Annotated in this window: 14 protein-coding genes; 10 read left to right on the forward strand and 4 right to left on the reverse strand. The window is 45.2% G+C overall.

Going from position 1 to position 16,588, the window contains the following annotated elements:
- Nucleotides 1–170 precede the first annotated feature (170 nt).
- Together rne and MHN30_RS08350 are read left to right on the forward strand one after the other, a co-directional pair.
- Nucleotides 171–3,569, forward strand: a complete 3,399-nt coding sequence (gene rne / locus MHN30_RS08345; RefSeq protein WP_130164258.1) for a ribonuclease E — start codon at nucleotides 171–173, stop codon at nucleotides 3,567–3,569.
- Between the two features lie 148 nt (nucleotides 3,570–3,717).
- Nucleotides 3,718–5,376, forward strand: a complete 1,659-nt coding sequence (locus tag MHN30_RS08350) for a SulP family inorganic anion transporter (RefSeq protein ID WP_010605005.1) — start codon at nucleotides 3,718–3,720, stop codon at nucleotides 5,374–5,376.
- Here MHN30_RS08350 and MHN30_RS08355 read toward each other — a convergent pair.
- A complete protein-coding gene (locus MHN30_RS08355) occupies nucleotides 5,363–6,238 on the reverse strand; it encodes a LysR substrate-binding domain-containing protein (RefSeq protein ID WP_239359228.1) in 876 nt (291 codons plus the stop codon). The genes MHN30_RS08350 and MHN30_RS08355 overlap by 14 nt on opposite strands.
- A 95-nt stretch (nucleotides 6,239–6,333) precedes the next feature.
- Between MHN30_RS08355 and MHN30_RS08360 the strand changes: the two genes are divergently transcribed.
- Both MHN30_RS08360 and fghA read left to right on the forward strand, forming a co-directional pair.
- Nucleotides 6,334–7,455, forward strand: a complete 1,122-nt coding sequence (locus MHN30_RS08360; protein WP_130164260.1) for an S-(hydroxymethyl)glutathione dehydrogenase/class III alcohol dehydrogenase — start codon at nucleotides 6,334–6,336, stop codon at nucleotides 7,453–7,455.
- 56 nt (nucleotides 7,456–7,511) lie between these two features.
- Complete coding sequence (fghA, locus tag MHN30_RS08365) at nucleotides 7,512–8,354, forward strand: S-formylglutathione hydrolase (protein ID WP_130164261.1); 843 nt, start codon at nucleotides 7,512–7,514, stop codon at nucleotides 8,352–8,354.
- 103 nt (nucleotides 8,355–8,457) lie between these two features.
- Here the strand turns inward: fghA and MHN30_RS08370 are convergent, their stop codons facing one another.
- Entirely contained in the window at nucleotides 8,458–10,356 is a 1,899-nt protein-coding gene (locus tag MHN30_RS08370) for a beta-ketoacyl synthase (protein WP_130164262.1), read from the reverse strand.
- 117 nt (nucleotides 10,357–10,473) lie between these two features.
- On the opposite strand from MHN30_RS08370, the gene MHN30_RS08375 reads away from it, so the two are divergent.
- The gene (locus tag MHN30_RS08375) at nucleotides 10,474–11,466 is read left to right on the forward strand and encodes a helix-turn-helix domain-containing protein (RefSeq protein WP_130164263.1); all 993 of its coding nucleotides are present in this window, start codon (nucleotides 10,474–10,476) and stop codon (nucleotides 11,464–11,466) included.
- A 20-nt stretch (nucleotides 11,467–11,486) separates the two neighbouring features.
- Here the strand turns inward: MHN30_RS08375 and MHN30_RS08380 are convergent, their stop codons facing one another.
- Nucleotides 11,487–11,963, reverse strand: coding sequence for a transcription elongation factor GreAB (locus MHN30_RS08380; protein ID WP_239359229.1), 477 nt, complete (start codon nucleotides 11,961–11,963; stop codon nucleotides 11,487–11,489).
- Nucleotides 11,960–12,394 (reverse strand): hypothetical protein, encoded by a 435-nt coding sequence (locus tag MHN30_RS08385; RefSeq protein WP_010605011.1) that lies wholly within the window; start codon nucleotides 12,392–12,394, stop codon nucleotides 11,960–11,962. Before MHN30_RS08385 ends, MHN30_RS08380 begins: the two co-directional genes overlap by 4 nt.
- A 306-nt stretch (nucleotides 12,395–12,700) precedes the next feature.
- Here MHN30_RS08385 and ccoN point away from each other — a divergent pair, with 306 nt between their 5' ends.
- The 5 genes from ccoN (at nucleotide 12,701) to MHN30_RS08410 (ending at nucleotide 16,584) form a co-directional block, all read left to right on the forward strand.
- Nucleotides 12,701–14,134 (forward strand): cytochrome-c oxidase, cbb3-type subunit I, encoded by a 1,434-nt coding sequence (ccoN, locus tag MHN30_RS08390; protein ID WP_010373997.1) that lies wholly within the window; start codon nucleotides 12,701–12,703, stop codon nucleotides 14,132–14,134.
- Nucleotides 14,135–14,146: 12 nt separating this feature from the next.
- Nucleotides 14,147–14,821, forward strand: coding sequence for a cytochrome-c oxidase, cbb3-type subunit II (ccoO, locus tag MHN30_RS08395; protein WP_010373994.1), 675 nt, complete (start codon nucleotides 14,147–14,149; stop codon nucleotides 14,819–14,821).
- A gap of 5 nt (nucleotides 14,822–14,826) precedes the next feature.
- Nucleotides 14,827–15,012, forward strand: coding sequence for a cbb3-type cytochrome c oxidase subunit 3 (locus MHN30_RS08400; RefSeq protein WP_010373992.1), 186 nt, complete (start codon nucleotides 14,827–14,829; stop codon nucleotides 15,010–15,012).
- On the forward strand, nucleotides 15,009–15,974 hold the full coding sequence (gene ccoP, locus MHN30_RS08405; protein WP_039497495.1) for a cytochrome-c oxidase, cbb3-type subunit III: 966 nt from the start codon (nucleotides 15,009–15,011) through the stop codon (nucleotides 15,972–15,974). The genes MHN30_RS08400 and ccoP overlap by 4 nt, the downstream gene beginning before the upstream one ends.
- Nucleotides 15,975–16,092: 118 nt before the next feature.
- Entirely contained in the window at nucleotides 16,093–16,584 is a 492-nt protein-coding gene (locus MHN30_RS08410) for a FixH family protein (RefSeq protein ID WP_010605013.1), read from the forward strand.
- The last annotated feature ends 4 nt before the right edge of the window (nucleotides 16,585–16,588 follow it).

Here is a 16,588-nt window from a genome sequence, read left to right on the forward strand (position 1 = left end):
AGCGAACGATGGATCAGTGATTTTACCCTGATTTAAAGCGGAAACTGTGAATATGTTCCCTTTCCCCCAGTCGTGAGACTGCATCATTTAATAGGAACATCCAAGGCGTAGCACGCTGTCGCTGGCAAGACGTATCAGGCGCTGTAAATAATTAAGTAGAGAATTACAATATGAAACGTATGCTGATCAATGCAACGCAGCAAGAAGAAATGCGCGTGGCACTGGTTGACGGCCAGCGTCTATACGATCTAGATATAGAAAGCCCTGGTCACGAACAGAAAAAAGCCAATATCTATAAGGGTAAAATTACCCGTATCGAACCATCCCTAGAAGCCGCATTTGTTGATTATGGCGCTGAGCGTCACGGATTCCTTCCTTTAAAAGAAATCGCTAAAACGTATTTCCCAGATGGCTATACATTCAATGGTCGCCCTAACATCAAAGACGTGATCAAAGAAGGTCAAGAAGTCATCGTTCAGGTTGATAAAGAAGAACGTGGTCAAAAAGGCGCGGCACTCACAACGTTTATCAGCGTCGCTGGTAGTTACTTGGTATTAATGCCAAATAACCCAAGAGCTGGCGGTATTTCACGTCGTATCGAAGGTGATGAGCGTATTGAGCTAAAAGAAGCATTGAGTCGCTTAAACGTACCTAAAGGTATGGGTCTTATCGTTCGCACCGCGGGCGTAGGTAAATCTTTCGAAGAACTAGAGTACGACCTTAAGGCGCTACTCGTTCATTGGGACGCAATCCAAAATGCGGCAAATAGCGGTAAAGCACCTTTCCTAATTCACCAAGAAAGTAACGTGATCTTCCGTGCAATTCGCGATTATTTACGTCGTGATATCGGTGAGATACTAATTGATAAACCGCGTGTTTTTGAAGAAGCGAAGGCGCATATTGAGCGTTTCCGTCCAGACTTCATCAATCGTGTTAAGCTTTATCAAAACGATGTGCCGTTATTTACGCATTATCAAATTGAGAGTCAGATTGAGTCAGCTTTCCAGCGTGAAGTGCGTTTGCCTTCAGGTGGTTCTATCGTTATTGATCCAACAGAAGCACTCACTTCTATCGATATCAACTCGTCAAAAGCGACGAAAGGTGGCGATATCGAAGAGACTGCACTGAACACTAACCTAGAAGCCGCTGACGAGATTGCACGCCAATTACGTTTACGTGACTTAGGTGGCCTAATCGTTATCGACTTTATCGATATGACCCCGCCTCGCCATCAACGTGAAGTAGAAAACCGCTTGAAAGAAGCCGTTCGTACTGACCGTGCTCGCGTGCAAATCGGTAAGATTTCTCGTTTCGGCCTATTAGAAATGTCGCGTCAACGTTTACGTCCGTCTTTAGGTGAAGCAAGCCAGCATACGTGTCCACGCTGTGACGGCCAAGGCACCATTCGCTCAAACGAATCCATTGCTTTGTCTATCTTGCGTCTAATCGAAGAAGAAGCGATCAAAGATAATACCGCTCAGGTCAACGCCCAAGTGCCTGTCGCTGTTGGTGCTTATCTATTAAATGAAAAGCGTCGTTCTGTGCAACGCATCGAAAAGCGCCACGAGTGCCACGTTGTTATCATTCCTAACCAACACTTAGAAACACCGCACTATGAAGTGGTTAGATTGCGTAAAGATGAAACAACAGAAGCAGCTAGCTATGAGCAGATCACCGCGCCTGAGCCTGAAGTTGTTGAAATTGCTCGAGCTCAAGCAATTGTGAAAGAGGAGCCTGTGTTAAAAGGTGTCGTTATGCCTGATGCACCAGCGCCTGCGCCAGCCCCTACTCCAACTCAAGCTGCAAAACCACAAGCACGTAAGCCACAAGAAAAGCCAGCTCAAAACGGCACTAGCCTGTTTGCAAAGATTGGTCAATGGTTCAAGAGCCTATTTGCTAGTGACAGCGATAACCAAGAAGAAAACAAATCTTCTGAAGAAAAATCATCACGCGATAACAACCGTGATAATCGCCGTCGCAATAATAACAATCGTCGTCGTAACAATAACCGCCGTCGTAACGATCAACAAAAAGAAACAACGGTTGAATCGAAAGACGAAAATAACAGTAACGAGCAACGTGGTGATAACCGCAAACGCCGTCGTCCAAATAACAGAAAGCGCCAAGATCAGGACAAAGCAAACCGTCCAGCTAAGGAGTCTGTAAACGATAACGTTGAAACGGTTGAGGCTAAAGACGCACCAGTTAAAGAAGCGACAGTAAAACCACGCAGACAAAGACGTAATCTTCGTAAGAAGATACGTGTGGAAGAAAGCAATGCGCAGGATACTAACACGTCAGAGCAAGCTAGCACTGAAGAAGTGAAAGTAGAAGCAAAGCCGCTTGAACAACCAGCGAAAACGACAGCTGAGCCTAAAGCTGAACAAAAGCCAAGGCAAAGAAAAGCGAAACCTGTCGCGGATAAGTCAGAACAAGAGTCTGCAACTAACGAACAAGTAGCTGCACCTTCTGAACAAGCTGACGTACACGCTCAAGCAAAGCAGCAAGAAACAGCTAGCACTGAGCGCCACGAACAAAACGATGTTACCGAGGTGGTATCTGCTGAACTTTCAGAATCGCAAATTGATGACGAAAATAAAGAAGGCCGCACTCGCTCTAGACGTTCTCCGCGTCATCTGAGAGCTGCAGGTCAACGTCGCCGTCGTCAGGATACGCCTGAAAAAGGTCAAGCTGCTGCATTTGTACCCGTAGCAGATCAAGCCGCTGCAGAATACGAAGCTGAGCTAAAAGCGAAATCTTCTTCTGACAGTGAAACTCAAGCGGAAGTGCAGCAAGAAGCAAGTACAGTTGAGACTCAATTGTCACCTGAAACGGTAGCTGAAGATAATGCACCAGCGGCAGAAGCGACTGTTTCTGAGACGCACACTGATGCAGACCAAGATGTTGAAGCTAAGCCAGCCGAAGCACAGGTTGACGAAAAGGCAGCGCAAGAAGTGGAGCCTGAAAACGAAGTTGAGGCAACCACTGCTGAAGCACCAATGCAACAAGCTGCAAAGCCCGAAACGTCTGCAAGCGCTGACGAGGTAGTCGCAGAAGAGCTTGAAGCTATGCCGCCAGAAGAAGCCAAAGTGGTTAAAGCTGAGCCAATCGCTGACACAGTAGAGACTGAACAAGTTGAAACGACAAAGGCTGAAGATGAAGCTGAAACTGCAGTTGTAGAAGAAACTCAGGCTTCTGACACTGAGGCAACACCTGAAGTTCAGGAGCCAGCAGTCGAGGCACCGACAACAGAAGCGGTTGTGGAAACAGCAGCTGAAGCAGTTACTGAATCTTCAACTGAAGAGACACCAGCCGCTAACGCTATTGAAGCACCTACTCAACAAGTAGTAAACGGCAATTCAGTACAAAGCCGTGTACGCTTCAACCAAACGGCTGCCGCGCCAATGACAAAAGCACAAAGCGTGATTGAGGATGTCGTGGTAGAAACACCATCTGCGATGCCACATGAACTACGTCAGGCTGTGGCGAATAGCGGCTTGGGTGTTGGCTCTAAGTCACCAACAGGCAGAGCAAGCGCCGACATGGCCTCTCCTGCTCAGGTTGACTAAGCAGTAATTGAAAAGCCAGTCTTTTTAGACTGGCTTTTTTGTGTCCGAATTTTACTGAGTAGACAAATGGTAATACCAGTCCTTCGTAGCACTCCGTGTTATTTATCAGTAGAATGCCGTCAATTCTTTGATCGTTAAAGTCAAAAGTATGATCACACTTAAGAGATTTAAAAACGCCTCTTTAAAAGGTGACCTATTCGGTGGTGTAACCACTGCAATCATTTCTTTACCACTCGCACTCGCTTTTGGTGTTGCCTCTGGTGCTGGCGCAGAAGCTGGGATGTGGGGCGCAATTTTAGTTGGCTTATTTGCCGCGCTGTTCGGTGGTTCAACCTCCCTCATTTCTGAACCAACCGGCCCAATGACTGTTATCATGACAGCAGTACTCACCGCCATGATGAGCAAGTACCCCGAAAATGGTCTTGCGATGGGCTTTACTGTTGTCATGATGGCAGGTGCTTTTCAGGTTTTACTCGGTACACTCAAGTTAGGTAAATACGTTACCTTGATGCCTTACAGCGTCATCTCCGGGTTTATGTCTGGTATTGGTGTTATCCTCATTATTTTGCAGCTTGCTCCTTTACTTGGACACCAAGCGCCTGCAGGTGGTGTTGTTGGCACTTTGTCTAACTTGCCCAGCCTGCTGATGGACTTACACTTTTCTGAGTTGTTCCTCGGGGTGATCACACTTGCAATCTTATTCAAAATGCCAAGTAAGTGGCGCCAGTACGTCCCCGCTCAACTGGTCGCACTCGTCGCCGTTACACTGCTTTCAATTATTATTTTTGATACCGATAGTATTCGCCGCATCGGAGAAATTCCAAGTGGCCTGCCAAGTATTGTGTTGCCAGTATTATCACCAGAGCTATTCGTTGAAATGCTTATCGACGCATTAGTACTGGGCACTTTGGGTTGTATAGATACGTTGTTAACGGCAGTAATAGCCGACAGTTTAACGCGAACCGAGCATGATTCTGATAAGGAGCTCAGAGGCCAAGGTATTGCCAATATGATAGCTGGCCTTTTTGGTGCATTGCCAGGTGCTGGCGCAACGATGGGAACTGTGGTCAATATTCAAGTGGGCGCTCGCTCGCCAATCGCTGGGATATTCAGGGCACTAATTTTGATGGCTGTAGTCTTTATCGCGGGCAGCCTGACCGAGCCAATCCCAATGGCGGTGCTTGCTGGTATTGCAGTGTATGTTGGTTTTAATATTCTGGATTGGAGTTTTATCCAGCGTGCTCATAAGCTTAGTGTCAGTCAAATGGCGATTATGTATGGCGTAATGCTCCTTACCGTTTTTGTTGACCTGATTGTTGCCGTGGGCCTTGGCGTATTTATCTCTAATGTGATGATCATAGAGAGATTAAGCCGAGTGCAAGCTAATCACGTTAAAGCAATTAGCGACAGTGATAGCGATGAAGATGTGCCACTAACGAAAAAAGAAAGCGAGCTGTTAGATAAAGCCAACGGTAAACTATTATTCTTTTATCTTTCCGGGCCAATGATTTTTAGCGTCTCAAAAGCAATCGCAAGACAACACCGCAAGATTAGTGAATACAAAGCCATGGTATTAGATTTAAGCGACGTAGCTATGATTGATGTCACCGTGGGCTTAGCCATTGAAAATGCGATTACAGATGCGCTTGATGCTGACTGTAGTGTGTTTATCTATTCACCGAATTTGGAGACCACCGATAAACTCAAGCGCTTAAACATTCATGACCGTCTAGGCGACCGTGCATTTTGTGATAGTCGCGAGATAGCGCTCAGTCAAGCCATTGATACTATGGCTAAAACTTATTAAAGTGCGCACTTAAGTGATCCAGTAACAATCGTAAACTGGTCGCGACAAATTGTCTGGGTGGATACAGCGCCCAGACGCCCTCCTCCTCAGGTCTAAAGTTGGTGAGTACCTCTGTTAACTCTCCACTCTCTAGCGCCTCTTGCACGTAATAGTGCGGTAACTGTACCAAACCTAAGCCCTGCTTTGCTGCTTCCAAGAGCCCCCAACCACTGTTGCAACGCAGTGGCCCCGCCACTTTAATTTGTCGCGCTTTACCGTGCTCAACAAAGCGCCATTCGCTACTATTGCCAATTAAACATTTATGATTGCTAAGCTCAGCGAGCGTATGCGGTTGGCCAAATTGATTTAAATAGATATTTGCACCACACACCTTGGTTTTACGTGTGGTTAGCCGTTTGGCGCGCAGTGATGAATCCTGTAACTTACCGAGGCGAATTGCCAAGTCAAAGCCCTTATCGAGCAAGTCGACTTGGTTGTTCGTCAAATGCATTTCCACCTCAACTTTGGGATACAAACGCATAAAGTCAACCACGGCAGGCATGACATAAGATTCGCCGTACATTACCGGTGCGGTAAGCTTAAGTTTGCCTGTAGGCTGTCTATCACGTTGACGGATTGCGGCAGTGGCGTCATCTAATCCATGCTGCAAATGCTTTGCGTGAGATAAGAATATTTCACCTTCTTGAGTCAACGCTAATTTTCGGGTAGTGCGCGTCAAAAGTTGAATGTTAAGGCGCTCCTCTAACATTTTCACTCGGCGACTAATTTGCGCAACCGAAGTATTTAACTGAGTTGCAGCCCCACTAAATGAGCCATTACTTGCGACCGCAACAAACTCATCAATGCCAATCCACCTATCCATTATTACATATACGTAAAAGTCTTTATAATTTTTATAGATTATCAAAAATCATAATGTAGTTATACTGCTATCAACTTTTAAGAAAGGAACAAACCATGTCTGAATTTATTAAATCTAAAGCAGCGATCGCTTGGGGCCCAGGTCAACCGCTTAGTATTGAAGAAGTTGATGTTATGCCACCGAAAAAAGGCGAAGTCTTAGTTAAAATCACCGCTACAGGCGTATGTCATACCGATGCTTTCACTTTGTCTGGCGACGATCCTGAAGGCGTATTCCCAGCAATCTTAGGCCATGAAGGTGCAGGAATTGTTGAAGCGATTGGTGAAGGCGTTACCAGCGTTGCCGTTGGCGACCACGTGATCCCATTGTACACACCGGAGTGTGGCGAATGTAAGTTTTGTAAGTCTGGTAAAACGAACCTTTGTCAGCAGATCCGTGAAACCCAAGGTAAAGGCTTGATGCCTGATGGCACAACCCGCTTTTATAAAGACGGCCAACCAATTTATCACTACATGGGCACGTCAACGTTCTCTGAGTACACTGTACTGCCAGAAATCTCTTTGGCTAAAGTAAACAAAGAAGCGCCTCTTGAGGAGATCTGTTTGCTTGGCTGTGGTGTCACCACGGGAATGGGCGCAGTAATGAATACCGCTAAAGTGCAAAAAGGCGATACCGTCGCCATTTTCGGCCTAGGTGGGATCGGCTTGTCCGCTATTATCGGTGCGGCAATGGCTGGCGCGAGTCGGATCATTGGTATCGACATCAATGAAGATAAGTTTGAGCTGGCGACAAAGCTTGGCGCAACCGATCTTATCAACCCGAAAAACTTCGACAAACCTATCCAAGAAGTGATCGTTGAAATGACCGATGGCGGTGTGGATTTCTCGTTCGAATGTATCGGTAACGTAGATGTCATGAGAAGTGCCCTTGAGTGCTGTCACAAAGGTTGGGGTGAGTCAGTGATCATCGGTGTTGCAGGCGCTGGACAAGAGATTTCAACACGCCCATTCCAATTGGTTACCGGTCGCGTATGGCGCGGTAGTGCTTTTGGTGGCGTAAAAGGTCGCTCAGAGCTTCCTGAGATTGTTGAACGCTATATGGCTGGTGAATTCAAACTCAATGACTTTATCACTCATACCATGAAGCTCGAAAATATTAATGAAGCCTTTGATTTAATGCATGAAGGCAAGAGTATCCGCTCGGTGATCCATTACTAGTACCCGCTTAAGGACGCACAGGTTGCGTCCTATTTCACTTAATTAAGGAGCACTTGATGGAACTGATTTCCAGCAACAAAGTATCCGGCGGTTGGCATAAGCGCTACACACATACCAGCCAGTCGACGCAGTGTGAAATGACCTTCGCCATTTTCTTACCTGAAATCGTCAATGAGGGACAACAAGTCCCGGTTTTATATTGGCTCTCAGGGTTAACCTGCAGCGATGAAAACTTCATGCAAAAAGCAGGCGCGTTTAAAAAAGCCAACGAGCTTGGTATCGCTATTGTCGCACCAGATACAAGCCCGCGTGGAGAAGGCATTGCAGACGACGAAAATGGCGCTTATGACTTTGGTCTAGGTGCGGGGTTTTACGTCAATGCGACACAGGCGCCGTATAGTCAACATTATCAAATGTATGACTACGTGACAGAAGAGCTGCCTCAGTTAATCGAAGCGCACTTCCCGGTTAGCCCGCAAAAAGCCATTAGTGGTCATTCCATGGGTGGTCATGGTGCATTAATTATTGGGCTTAGAAACCCTGACGCCTATACGAGTATCTCAGCGTTTAGCCCAATCGTTAACCCAAGTAACTGCCCTTGGGGTCAAAAAGCGCTAACAGGATATTTAGGGGACGACAAACAGCGTTGGCAACAATATGACGCGACCGAACTATTGTCGCACTATGTTAGTCCAACAAAACGTCCGATACTCATTGAGCAAGGTTCAAGTGACCAGTTTTTAGACGAGCAGCTAAAGCCTTGGTTATTCGAACAAGCTGCAGAAAAAGTAGGCTACCCTATCACGCTAAACATGCATGAAGGTTACGATCATAGCTATTTCTTTATCTCAAGCTTTATTGAAAATCATCTTGAGTTTCATGCTAACTATATGAAGTGAGCCTGACTGCCGTTTGCGCATTTAAGCACAGCACTAAGCTAAAAATAAAAAAGGCGTACTCCCTGTACGCCTTGCTTGCTTAACATTATTTGGTATCAAATCATCAGATTAAATCGCCGTATGGATTCGTTGGACAAAGCTGTATGCTTTGCTCGAACCCAGGAATGGCTAACTCTTGCTGACTTAAATTCAATTCAGACTCATCAATCATGCCATTGCCAAAACGATAAATGAGCTCGTATTGACCATAATCGGCCGCTTGCTGATATGCAATTTGTCTTTGTGTTGTAATGGCAAGTTGTTGCTCATAATTTGCAAACTCAACTTGGCTATACCGCTTGCTTAGTAGCTGCTTCGTGAGTTTTGGAGAAAGCACCGTTGCCGTTGCATTGTTACCACCAAAGCCCTTTGAGTTAATAAAGGCGATATCCATTGGCTCGCACTCATAGTGCTCGGTACGAATATCTAAATGCTCGGCGTGAACATCCTCTGCTACTGCATTGATTGTAGTGATCCCAGGCATAATATTGTATTCAAACACCCCAAGAGCCATCGCTAACTGATCGCCAGACGCTGGCGCTATGGTATGACCAACATAGGCTTTTGGCGCCGCCACTTTCCAGCCATTAATCGCAAAAGTTTCTGCGATTTTGTGGTAGATAAGCGACTCAGTAACCCGGTTTTGTGGTGTGCTTGAGCCATGTGCCAAAATAAAGCTGCGTTTTACTAACGCCTCGGTGCCTGCGATTTGCTGAGCCAGCGCGACCGATTTTGCCATGGTAATATAGTTACCAGGGCCAGGTGCCGTAATCGACTTTTTCACGCCGTCTGCGTTGACATATACATCGGCCACAGAGCCCATGATCTGCGCGCCAAGCTCCAGTGCTAATGCGTCATCCATCAAAATCGTCACTTGTGCCCCTTCACCAATTGTAAAGCCACAGTTTTCACCAAAAGGACGACTTGTTTTGCGATAATCTACATGCTCAGTACCATCAAGTTTACGCAAGCCTTCTTCATTTGCGAGTGCACCCATATTACCGAAGCCTTCGATGATCTCTGGTGTAATGGCACACTCAACACTGGCTACAATCGCCACTCGAGTACGGCCAGCCTGAATATCATTCACTGCAGCACGGAGGTTATATAGAAACGTCGCACAGGCACCTGATGTCGTAAATGTTGTGCCAACGCTGCCAGTAACATAAGCATTGATAAAGTCAGTGGACATGGTGTTGAGTCCTAGCGCTAACTGCTTAGTGCTTACTCGGTCGCCACGTAAACGACTACGTACTAATCCACCTAAGCCCTCATCATTCATTTGCCCTGCCACAGAAGCGGAGTAAGTGCCGATTTGGTCCGGTCGTACGCTGTTCATTACCTTGTCCCACTCAAGACCCGTTGAGCGGATAGCGTCGGTTGCAGCGAAAATAGTTGCCTGAAGGCCGCGTGGTTGATAACGGCTGTTATACATGAGTGACGGCTCAAAGCCTGTTGGTAATTGACCTGCGGCTTTAATTGGATTGTCTCTATAGCTATCGTGCTTAACTTCAATCTGGTCCGCAATGGTTACTTCAACCATTTTTGGATCAAGCTCAATCACTTGCCAAGCTGCAGGAACTGGCTCTGGTAAATCACGTTTACGACAACTGAATACTATCTTGCTGTCATCATTTGCTTTCATTGTGAGCTTTTGCTGCCAAGGAGTCGCATCTACATCAAAATGGTTTTTTTCGATTTTACGGATCAACGTTCCCGCTAAGATCTGCTCACCAAAACGCGACTCAATCTCCACCTCTTGAACGACTTGGTCGTTTTGGTCAATTAGCTTGCCATCTTTATAACGCACTAAGTTCATTAAACTCGCAAGACCCAAATAGGTCTCTTGTCGGTCTTTAGCATTTAGCTTATCAAGTACAATACGTTTGTAGCCTTGATGGAAAGAGGTGCGCCCCGCGGCGTTAATACCCCCCATTCCTACAATAATTGGCAATGCTGTCATGTCGTTCCTACTTCTGAACTAAGATAATGACTTGATTTTAATTGCATTCGAATTTAAGTTTTTACAAAATACGCCACATATAAATCATTTTTCGCCAAACCAAAGAGGTCGGAGCAGATGAAATCCTGTACAAAGGTCGCCATTGTGCTTTACAAGCATATGCTCGTTACCAGTGTCACCTTACCGCTGGAAATGCTCAAAGCCGGACAAGCCTTTGCTAAAGTGCATCTAAAAGAGGCTTATGTTCCTTTAGAAGTTCTCCTTTGCAGCAGCCGAGGCGAGGCAGTCAACGCCGATAATTACATGGCACTTGAAGCACAAAGTGACTTTAGCTCATTGCCTTTATATGACTACATTATTGTGCCAAGCATATGGCGAAATCCAAGACCACTTGTAAGACAAAACCAAGCGCTGAGTGAGTCACTTGCGGATGCATGGGGAGCAGGAAGCACACTGATAGGTGTTGGTACAGGTGTTTGCTTTTTAGCAAGTTCAGGCCTGCTTGACGGGCATTCAGCAACGACCCACTGGCATTTTGCCAAACAATTTTCTCAGCTATACCCCAATGTTGAATTAAAACCGGATTACTTTATCACTCAATCAGAGCGGATCTACACTGTAGCCAGCTTAAATGCGCTGGCCGATGTGATTGTACACATTATTGAGTTACTGTACGGGATAGATGCCGCACACCATGTGCAGCAAAACTTTTCTCATGAAATTCGTAAGCCTTACGAAGAACAGCGCTACTTAGAGGGTGCTGTGGACCGTCATGCTGATGAGCAAATTGCCGCAATTCAATTTTGGCTGAAAAATAATGCCGCATCGGAAATCTCTTTACCCACTGTCGCAGCACAATTTGATTTGAGCTATCGCACCTTTAACCGCCGCTTTAAACAAGCAACAGGACAAACCGCCGTTGCCTACTTACAACAGGTGCGTATTGAGATGTGCAAAGAGCTGCTCGCGAGCAGTAATCTCTCCATTCAAGATATTGCCCTTGCTTCTGGATTTAATTCACAAGGGCAATTAAGCAGAGTATTTCGGCAATTAATGGGAAGATCACCAAGCACATATCGGGCAATAGTAAGAAAGAAATTGTTCTCGTAGCAAAACGAGAGTAAACCACTCTACAGTATTTGCATCACAGTTAACGTTTGCTGTTGGCCGTTGAAGAAAAATGAAATATCTTCGTCTACCGTTAACCCCTTTAACCGCTTGCCAAGGGGCGCATCAAACGTTAACACCAACACTGGTGTTTCTTTATATTGGATTTTTAGCCCGCCTTCGCAAGGCGCAAAATAGAACCAATGACAGTTGCCTTGCTCATCTTCAATTTCAACTAGTGCGTTATGTGTAATTGTATTGCTCACAGCTAGCGCCAATTGATTCAATATTGTTTGTTTTGCCAAATGCATGGCATCAACGCGCTCACTTTGCCCTTCTGCTAGGTAGCCATACTCGATACTCAACGAGTCGTATTGTGTTTCCGCAGCACTTTGTTCGTGAGTCGCGTCAGCACGAGCACTGTTTGCCGCTTCAGTGGCTTCAATCAGCTTTTGTTCAAGTGCAAACTTGAGATATTCGATAAAAACAGTTTTATTCATTGGTAGTTTACAGCTATTGGATGACTGGTAGTAACAGACTGGCCGTTAACGGTTAGCGCTAAACGTAAAATCCAACGCATAGATTTATCCGTGCATACACCGACCATGGTCTTTGCTATCAGTGTGTTTTTGTCAAAAAACACGGGGATTCTCCCCATGTTCATATTTTCTCCCTCAAGCCATGCCGAAACGACCTCTACTTTAGTCGCACTTTTTAGCCCAATGGTAAATTCTGTTTCCGGTTGAACCTGCTCTGAGCCCAGATAAATCTGCACTTGTGGAGTCAAATCACAGGGCGTTGAAAAATTACAGACATTTCTTGTTACTGAACTTTCACTTTTTTCTGAACTTTCATGTATAATAATAGTCGGGTCTGAACAGGCCACGAGGAAAACACCTAGCAACCCGATTGTTAATTGCTTTGCAATCATGAGGGATTTACCGTCACTTCTGAATCCTGCGCAGTGTACGCAAGTTTCAGGGCAAATGCTAGGTTGCTTAAGAAGCGAACAAAAAGCGCGTGAAAACTTGATTGATGTCATAATTTTAGGCGTTTTAGGTATCTTTTCATAAGCAAAAAAATTATCATTTCCTCGCAAAAATAAAGGTTTCTCGGGCTGGTTAGGTTTTCACTCATCTTTTGAGTTAAAACATGACGGGCTTGAAGAAATATAACTAGGGCCTGTAATTCAGGTAATTCATTTCTAATCGCAATAAATTGCAGCGGAATCCAGAAAATGAGCCAAACAGTAGCATCACAAACTGAGTACAATTATAAAGTTGTACGCCAATTCGCTATCATGACAGTGATTTGGGGCATTGTTGGCATGGGTGTAGGTGTATTTATCGCAGCGCAACTTGCGTGGCCTGCGTTAAACTTCGACATTCCATGGTTAACTTACTCTAGACTTCGTCCGTTACACACGAACGCAGTAATCTTTGCATTTGGTACAAGTGCACTATTTGCAACCTCTTACTATGTTGTTCAGCGCACGTGTCAAACGCGCCTGTTCTCTGACAAACTTGCCGCATTTACCTTCTGGGGTTGGCAAGCCATCATCGTATCTGCGGCTATCACGCTTCCTCTGGGTATTACTTCTTCAAAAGAATACGCTGAACTAGAATGGCCGATTGATATCGCGATCGCGGTAGTATGGGTTACTTATGCTGTAGTATTCTTTGGTACTCTTATCAAGCGTAAAGTGTCACACATCTATGTAGCAAACTGGTTCTACGCTGGTTTCATTATCACTGTTGCAGTGCTTCACATTGTAAACAGTATGGCTATTCCTGTATCACTTACTAAATCTTATTCAATCTACGCAGGTGCAGTAGATGCGATGGTTCAGTGGTGGTATGGTCACAACGCTGTAGGTTTCCTACTTACCGCTGGTTTCTTAGGTATGATGTACTACTTCGTGCCAAAACAAGCAGGTCGTCCAGTGTACTCTTACCGTCTATCGGTTGTTCACTTCTGGGCACTTGTTTCTCTATATATTTGGGCAGGTCCTCACCACCTTCACTACACAGCACTACCTGATTGGACACAGTCTCTAGGTATGGTGATGTCAGTTATCCTATTCGTTCCTTCTTGGGGCGGTATGATCAACGGTATCATGACGCTGTCTGGCGCTTGGCACAAACTACGTACTGACCCAGTACTGCGTTTCTTAGTTGTGTCTCTATCGTTCTACGGTATGTCTACGTTCGAAGGCCCAATGATGGCTATTAAGTCTGTAAATGCGCTTTCACACTACACAGACTGGACAGTAGGTCACGTACACTCTGGTGCACTAGGTTGGGTTGCGATGATTTCTATCGGTGCAATTTACCACCTAATCCCTGCCCTATTTGGTCACGGTAACATGTACAGCATCAAGCTAGTTAACACACATTTCTGGCTACACACAGTTGGTGTTGTGCTTTATATCGTTGCAATGTGGATCTCTGGTGTTATGCAAGGCCTAATGTGGCGCGCAGTAAATGCTGACGGTACATTAATGTACAGCTTTGTTCAGTCACTAGAAGCTTCTAAGCCTTTCTACATCATGCGATTCCTAGGCGGTGTATTCATCGTAGTTGGTATGCTGGTAATGGCTTACAACGTATTCCGTACGGTTACTGCAAAAAGTGGTCAACTTGCCACTGATGCAAACCCGCAAGTGGCTTAAGGGGTATTGAGTATGAGCAACAATAACTCAACAAACAAACACGAAATCGTTGAAAAGAACGTTGGCCTGATGGCTATCCTAACGGTATTCGCGATTAGCTTCGGTGCACTAGTTGAAATTACTCCACTAATGTTCCAAAAAGATACCACTCAGCCAGTAGAAGGCTTACGCCCGCTTACCGCGCTTGAAATGGAAGGTCGTGACATCTTCGTACGTGAAGGTTGTTACAACTGTCACTCACAGATGGTTCGTCCATTCCGTGATGAAGTTGAGCGCTACGGTCACTACTCTGTAGCCGGTGAGTCTGTATGGGATCACCCATTCCAGTGGGGTTCTAAGCGTACAGGTCCAGATTTGGCACGTGTTGGTCAGCGTTATTCTGACGACTGGCACTATGCGCACTTAATGGATCCTCGCTCGGTGGTACCTGAGTCAAACATGCCAGGCTATCCTTGGCTTGATAGCACTAAAGTAGATACCACTTATACTCTGAAAAAATTACAAGTGTTCCGTGATGCATTTGGTATTGATAAGTCGTCAGACCGCTACAATGGCAAAGGCTACGGTGATGATGCTGAACTACAAGCGCAAGTGGATGAAATTCACGCGATGAACGGTGGTGAAGGTGCAACAGAAATGCAAGCACTTATCGCTTACTTACAACAACTTGGCACACATTTGAAGTAATTGTTATGGATTACGGCACATACAGAGGCATTTTGACTCTGGTAATTTTGGTACTGTTTATAGTGATTGTTGTGTGGGCATATAGCAAGCGGTCTAAGCGCCGTTTCGACGACGCTGCTAATGCCATTTTTGAAGATGAGAAAAAACATAACAACACTATCTCTAACGAGGAAAAGGAGTCTGAAAAATGACTAGCTTTTGGAGTATTTGGGTTATCGTACTAACCCTAGCGTGTCTAGCTCTGATTTTCGGCCTGCTAATTTGGAACCTGAAAAACTACACAGGTGTCAAAGAAGGCGAAAGCTGTGGTCACGAGTTCGACGGAATTGAGGAATTAAATAATCCACTACCAAAGTGGTGGACTTACATGTTCTTCGCGACTTTTGTTTGGTCAGTATATTATCTTGCTGCTTACCCAGGTCTTGGTAACTTTAAAGGTTTCTTAAACTGGACGAGCTCTAACCAAGGCATTACTACCTTGGCAGAGTCTAAGAAAGCAGTCGCTGAAGCACATGAAAATGGCCAGTGGGTACAACTTGATAAAGAAGTTGAAGCAGCACAAGACCGTTTTGGTCCTATCTTCCAAGAATTTGCAAAGCAAGACGTACTTACGCTTGCAAAGAATGAAGAAGCACTTGAAATCGGTCAACGTTTATTCTCGCAAAACTGTGCTCAGTGTCATGGCTCTGATGCTCGTGGTGGCGCAGGCTTCCCTAACCTAACTGATAAAGACTGGTTATATGGTGGCACGCCTGACAAGATCAAAGAAACACTGCTTAACGGTCGTGTTGCAGCGATGCCAGCTTGGCAAGATGCACTTGGTGATCAAGGCGTAAAAGAAATGACTGCTTATGTACTAAGCCTTTCTGGACGTACTGTTAACCAAAAAGATGCTGATGCAGGTAAAGCTAAGTTTGCAATGTGTGCGGCTTGTCATGGTATGGATGGTAAAGGTTCTGTTGCACATAACCTGCCGTTCGGTGCACCAAACTTAACCGATAATATCTGGCTATACGGTGGTTCTCAACGCGCAGTTGAAGACACACTTCGCCACGGTCGTGCGGGTGTAATGCCAGCATGGAAAGATATCTTAGGTGAAGATAAAGTACACCTTCTAACAGCGTATGTTTATAGCTTGTCACAAGACCAATAAGCTTAGCTTTTAGAACATTATTTGAGATCAAAAAAGCCTCCATTTGGAGGCTTTTTTTTAGGTATTTACCGCAACTTACGGTAGAATACGGGCAAGTTTTATAGCCATGTGAGCAACTATGAACCCTACCCCTTGGTATAAGAATTTTTGGCCTTGGTTTTTAATTTTTTTCCCACTCGTTACTGTCGTTGCCTGTGTTTTTCTCATCACGTTTGCAGTCGGTAATGGTCCTGATATGGTCGTTGATGACTACTACAAAAAAGGTAAAGCAATCAACCTAGAGCTGAGTAAGTTTGATAAAGCAAAAGCGCTCTATTTACATGGTGACCTGCAAGTAGCAGAGCAAAAAGTCACCTTTAAATTTACCAAGGGCGACGCTTCTAAAGTTCATGCATTAAAGCTCTCGTTTTACCACCGCACTATTGAGAAATACGATTTTGCAGTCACGCTGACTAAAAACGCCAGCGGCGAGTTTACTGGCTTATTTGATGAACCACATAGCGGTGTGTTCACGGTATTTATAGAGCCTATGGACAACAGTTGGAAAATGAAAGAAAAAATCCAACTGCCACATGATGGTATTATCGCGGTCACTCCACAGTATAAGTAAGCTG

Origin of the sequence: Pseudoalteromonas sp. OF7H-1, from assembly GCF_022347825.1 — a bacterium.
GTDB classification, from domain to species: Bacteria; Pseudomonadota; Gammaproteobacteria; order Enterobacterales; family Alteromonadaceae; genus Pseudoalteromonas; species Pseudoalteromonas maricaloris.

Bases quoted from the DNA above. Each gene is read 5' to 3' on its own strand.
- rne (WP_130164258.1), top strand. From the start codon at position 171: ATGAAACGTATGCTGATCAATGCAACGCAGCAAGAAGAAATGCGCGTG.
- MHN30_RS08350 (WP_010605005.1), top strand. From the start codon at position 3,718: ATGATCACACTTAAGAGATTTAAAAACGCCTCTTTAAAAGGTGACCTA.
- MHN30_RS08355 (WP_239359228.1), bottom strand. From the start codon at position 6,238: ATGGATAGGTGGATTGGCATTGATGAGTTTGTTGCGGTCGCAAGTAAT.
- MHN30_RS08360 (WP_130164260.1), top strand. From the start codon at position 6,334: ATGTCTGAATTTATTAAATCTAAAGCAGCGATCGCTTGGGGCCCAGGT.
- fghA (WP_130164261.1), top strand. From the start codon at position 7,512: ATGGAACTGATTTCCAGCAACAAAGTATCCGGCGGTTGGCATAAGCGC.
- MHN30_RS08370 (WP_130164262.1), bottom strand. From the start codon at position 10,356: ATGACAGCATTGCCAATTATTGTAGGAATGGGGGGTATTAACGCCGCG.
- MHN30_RS08375 (WP_130164263.1), top strand. From the start codon at position 10,474: ATGAAATCCTGTACAAAGGTCGCCATTGTGCTTTACAAGCATATGCTC.
- MHN30_RS08380 (WP_239359229.1), bottom strand. From the start codon at position 11,963: ATGAATAAAACTGTTTTTATCGAATATCTCAAGTTTGCACTTGAACAA.
- MHN30_RS08385 (WP_010605011.1), bottom strand. From the start codon at position 12,394: ATGATTGCAAAGCAATTAACAATCGGGTTGCTAGGTGTTTTCCTCGTG.
- ccoN (WP_010373997.1), top strand. From the start codon at position 12,701: ATGAGCCAAACAGTAGCATCACAAACTGAGTACAATTATAAAGTTGTA.
- ccoO (WP_010373994.1), top strand. From the start codon at position 14,147: ATGAGCAACAATAACTCAACAAACAAACACGAAATCGTTGAAAAGAAC.
- MHN30_RS08400 (WP_010373992.1), top strand. From the start codon at position 14,827: ATGGATTACGGCACATACAGAGGCATTTTGACTCTGGTAATTTTGGTA.
- ccoP (WP_039497495.1), top strand. From the start codon at position 15,009: ATGACTAGCTTTTGGAGTATTTGGGTTATCGTACTAACCCTAGCGTGT.
- MHN30_RS08410 (WP_010605013.1), top strand. From the start codon at position 16,093: ATGAACCCTACCCCTTGGTATAAGAATTTTTGGCCTTGGTTTTTAATT.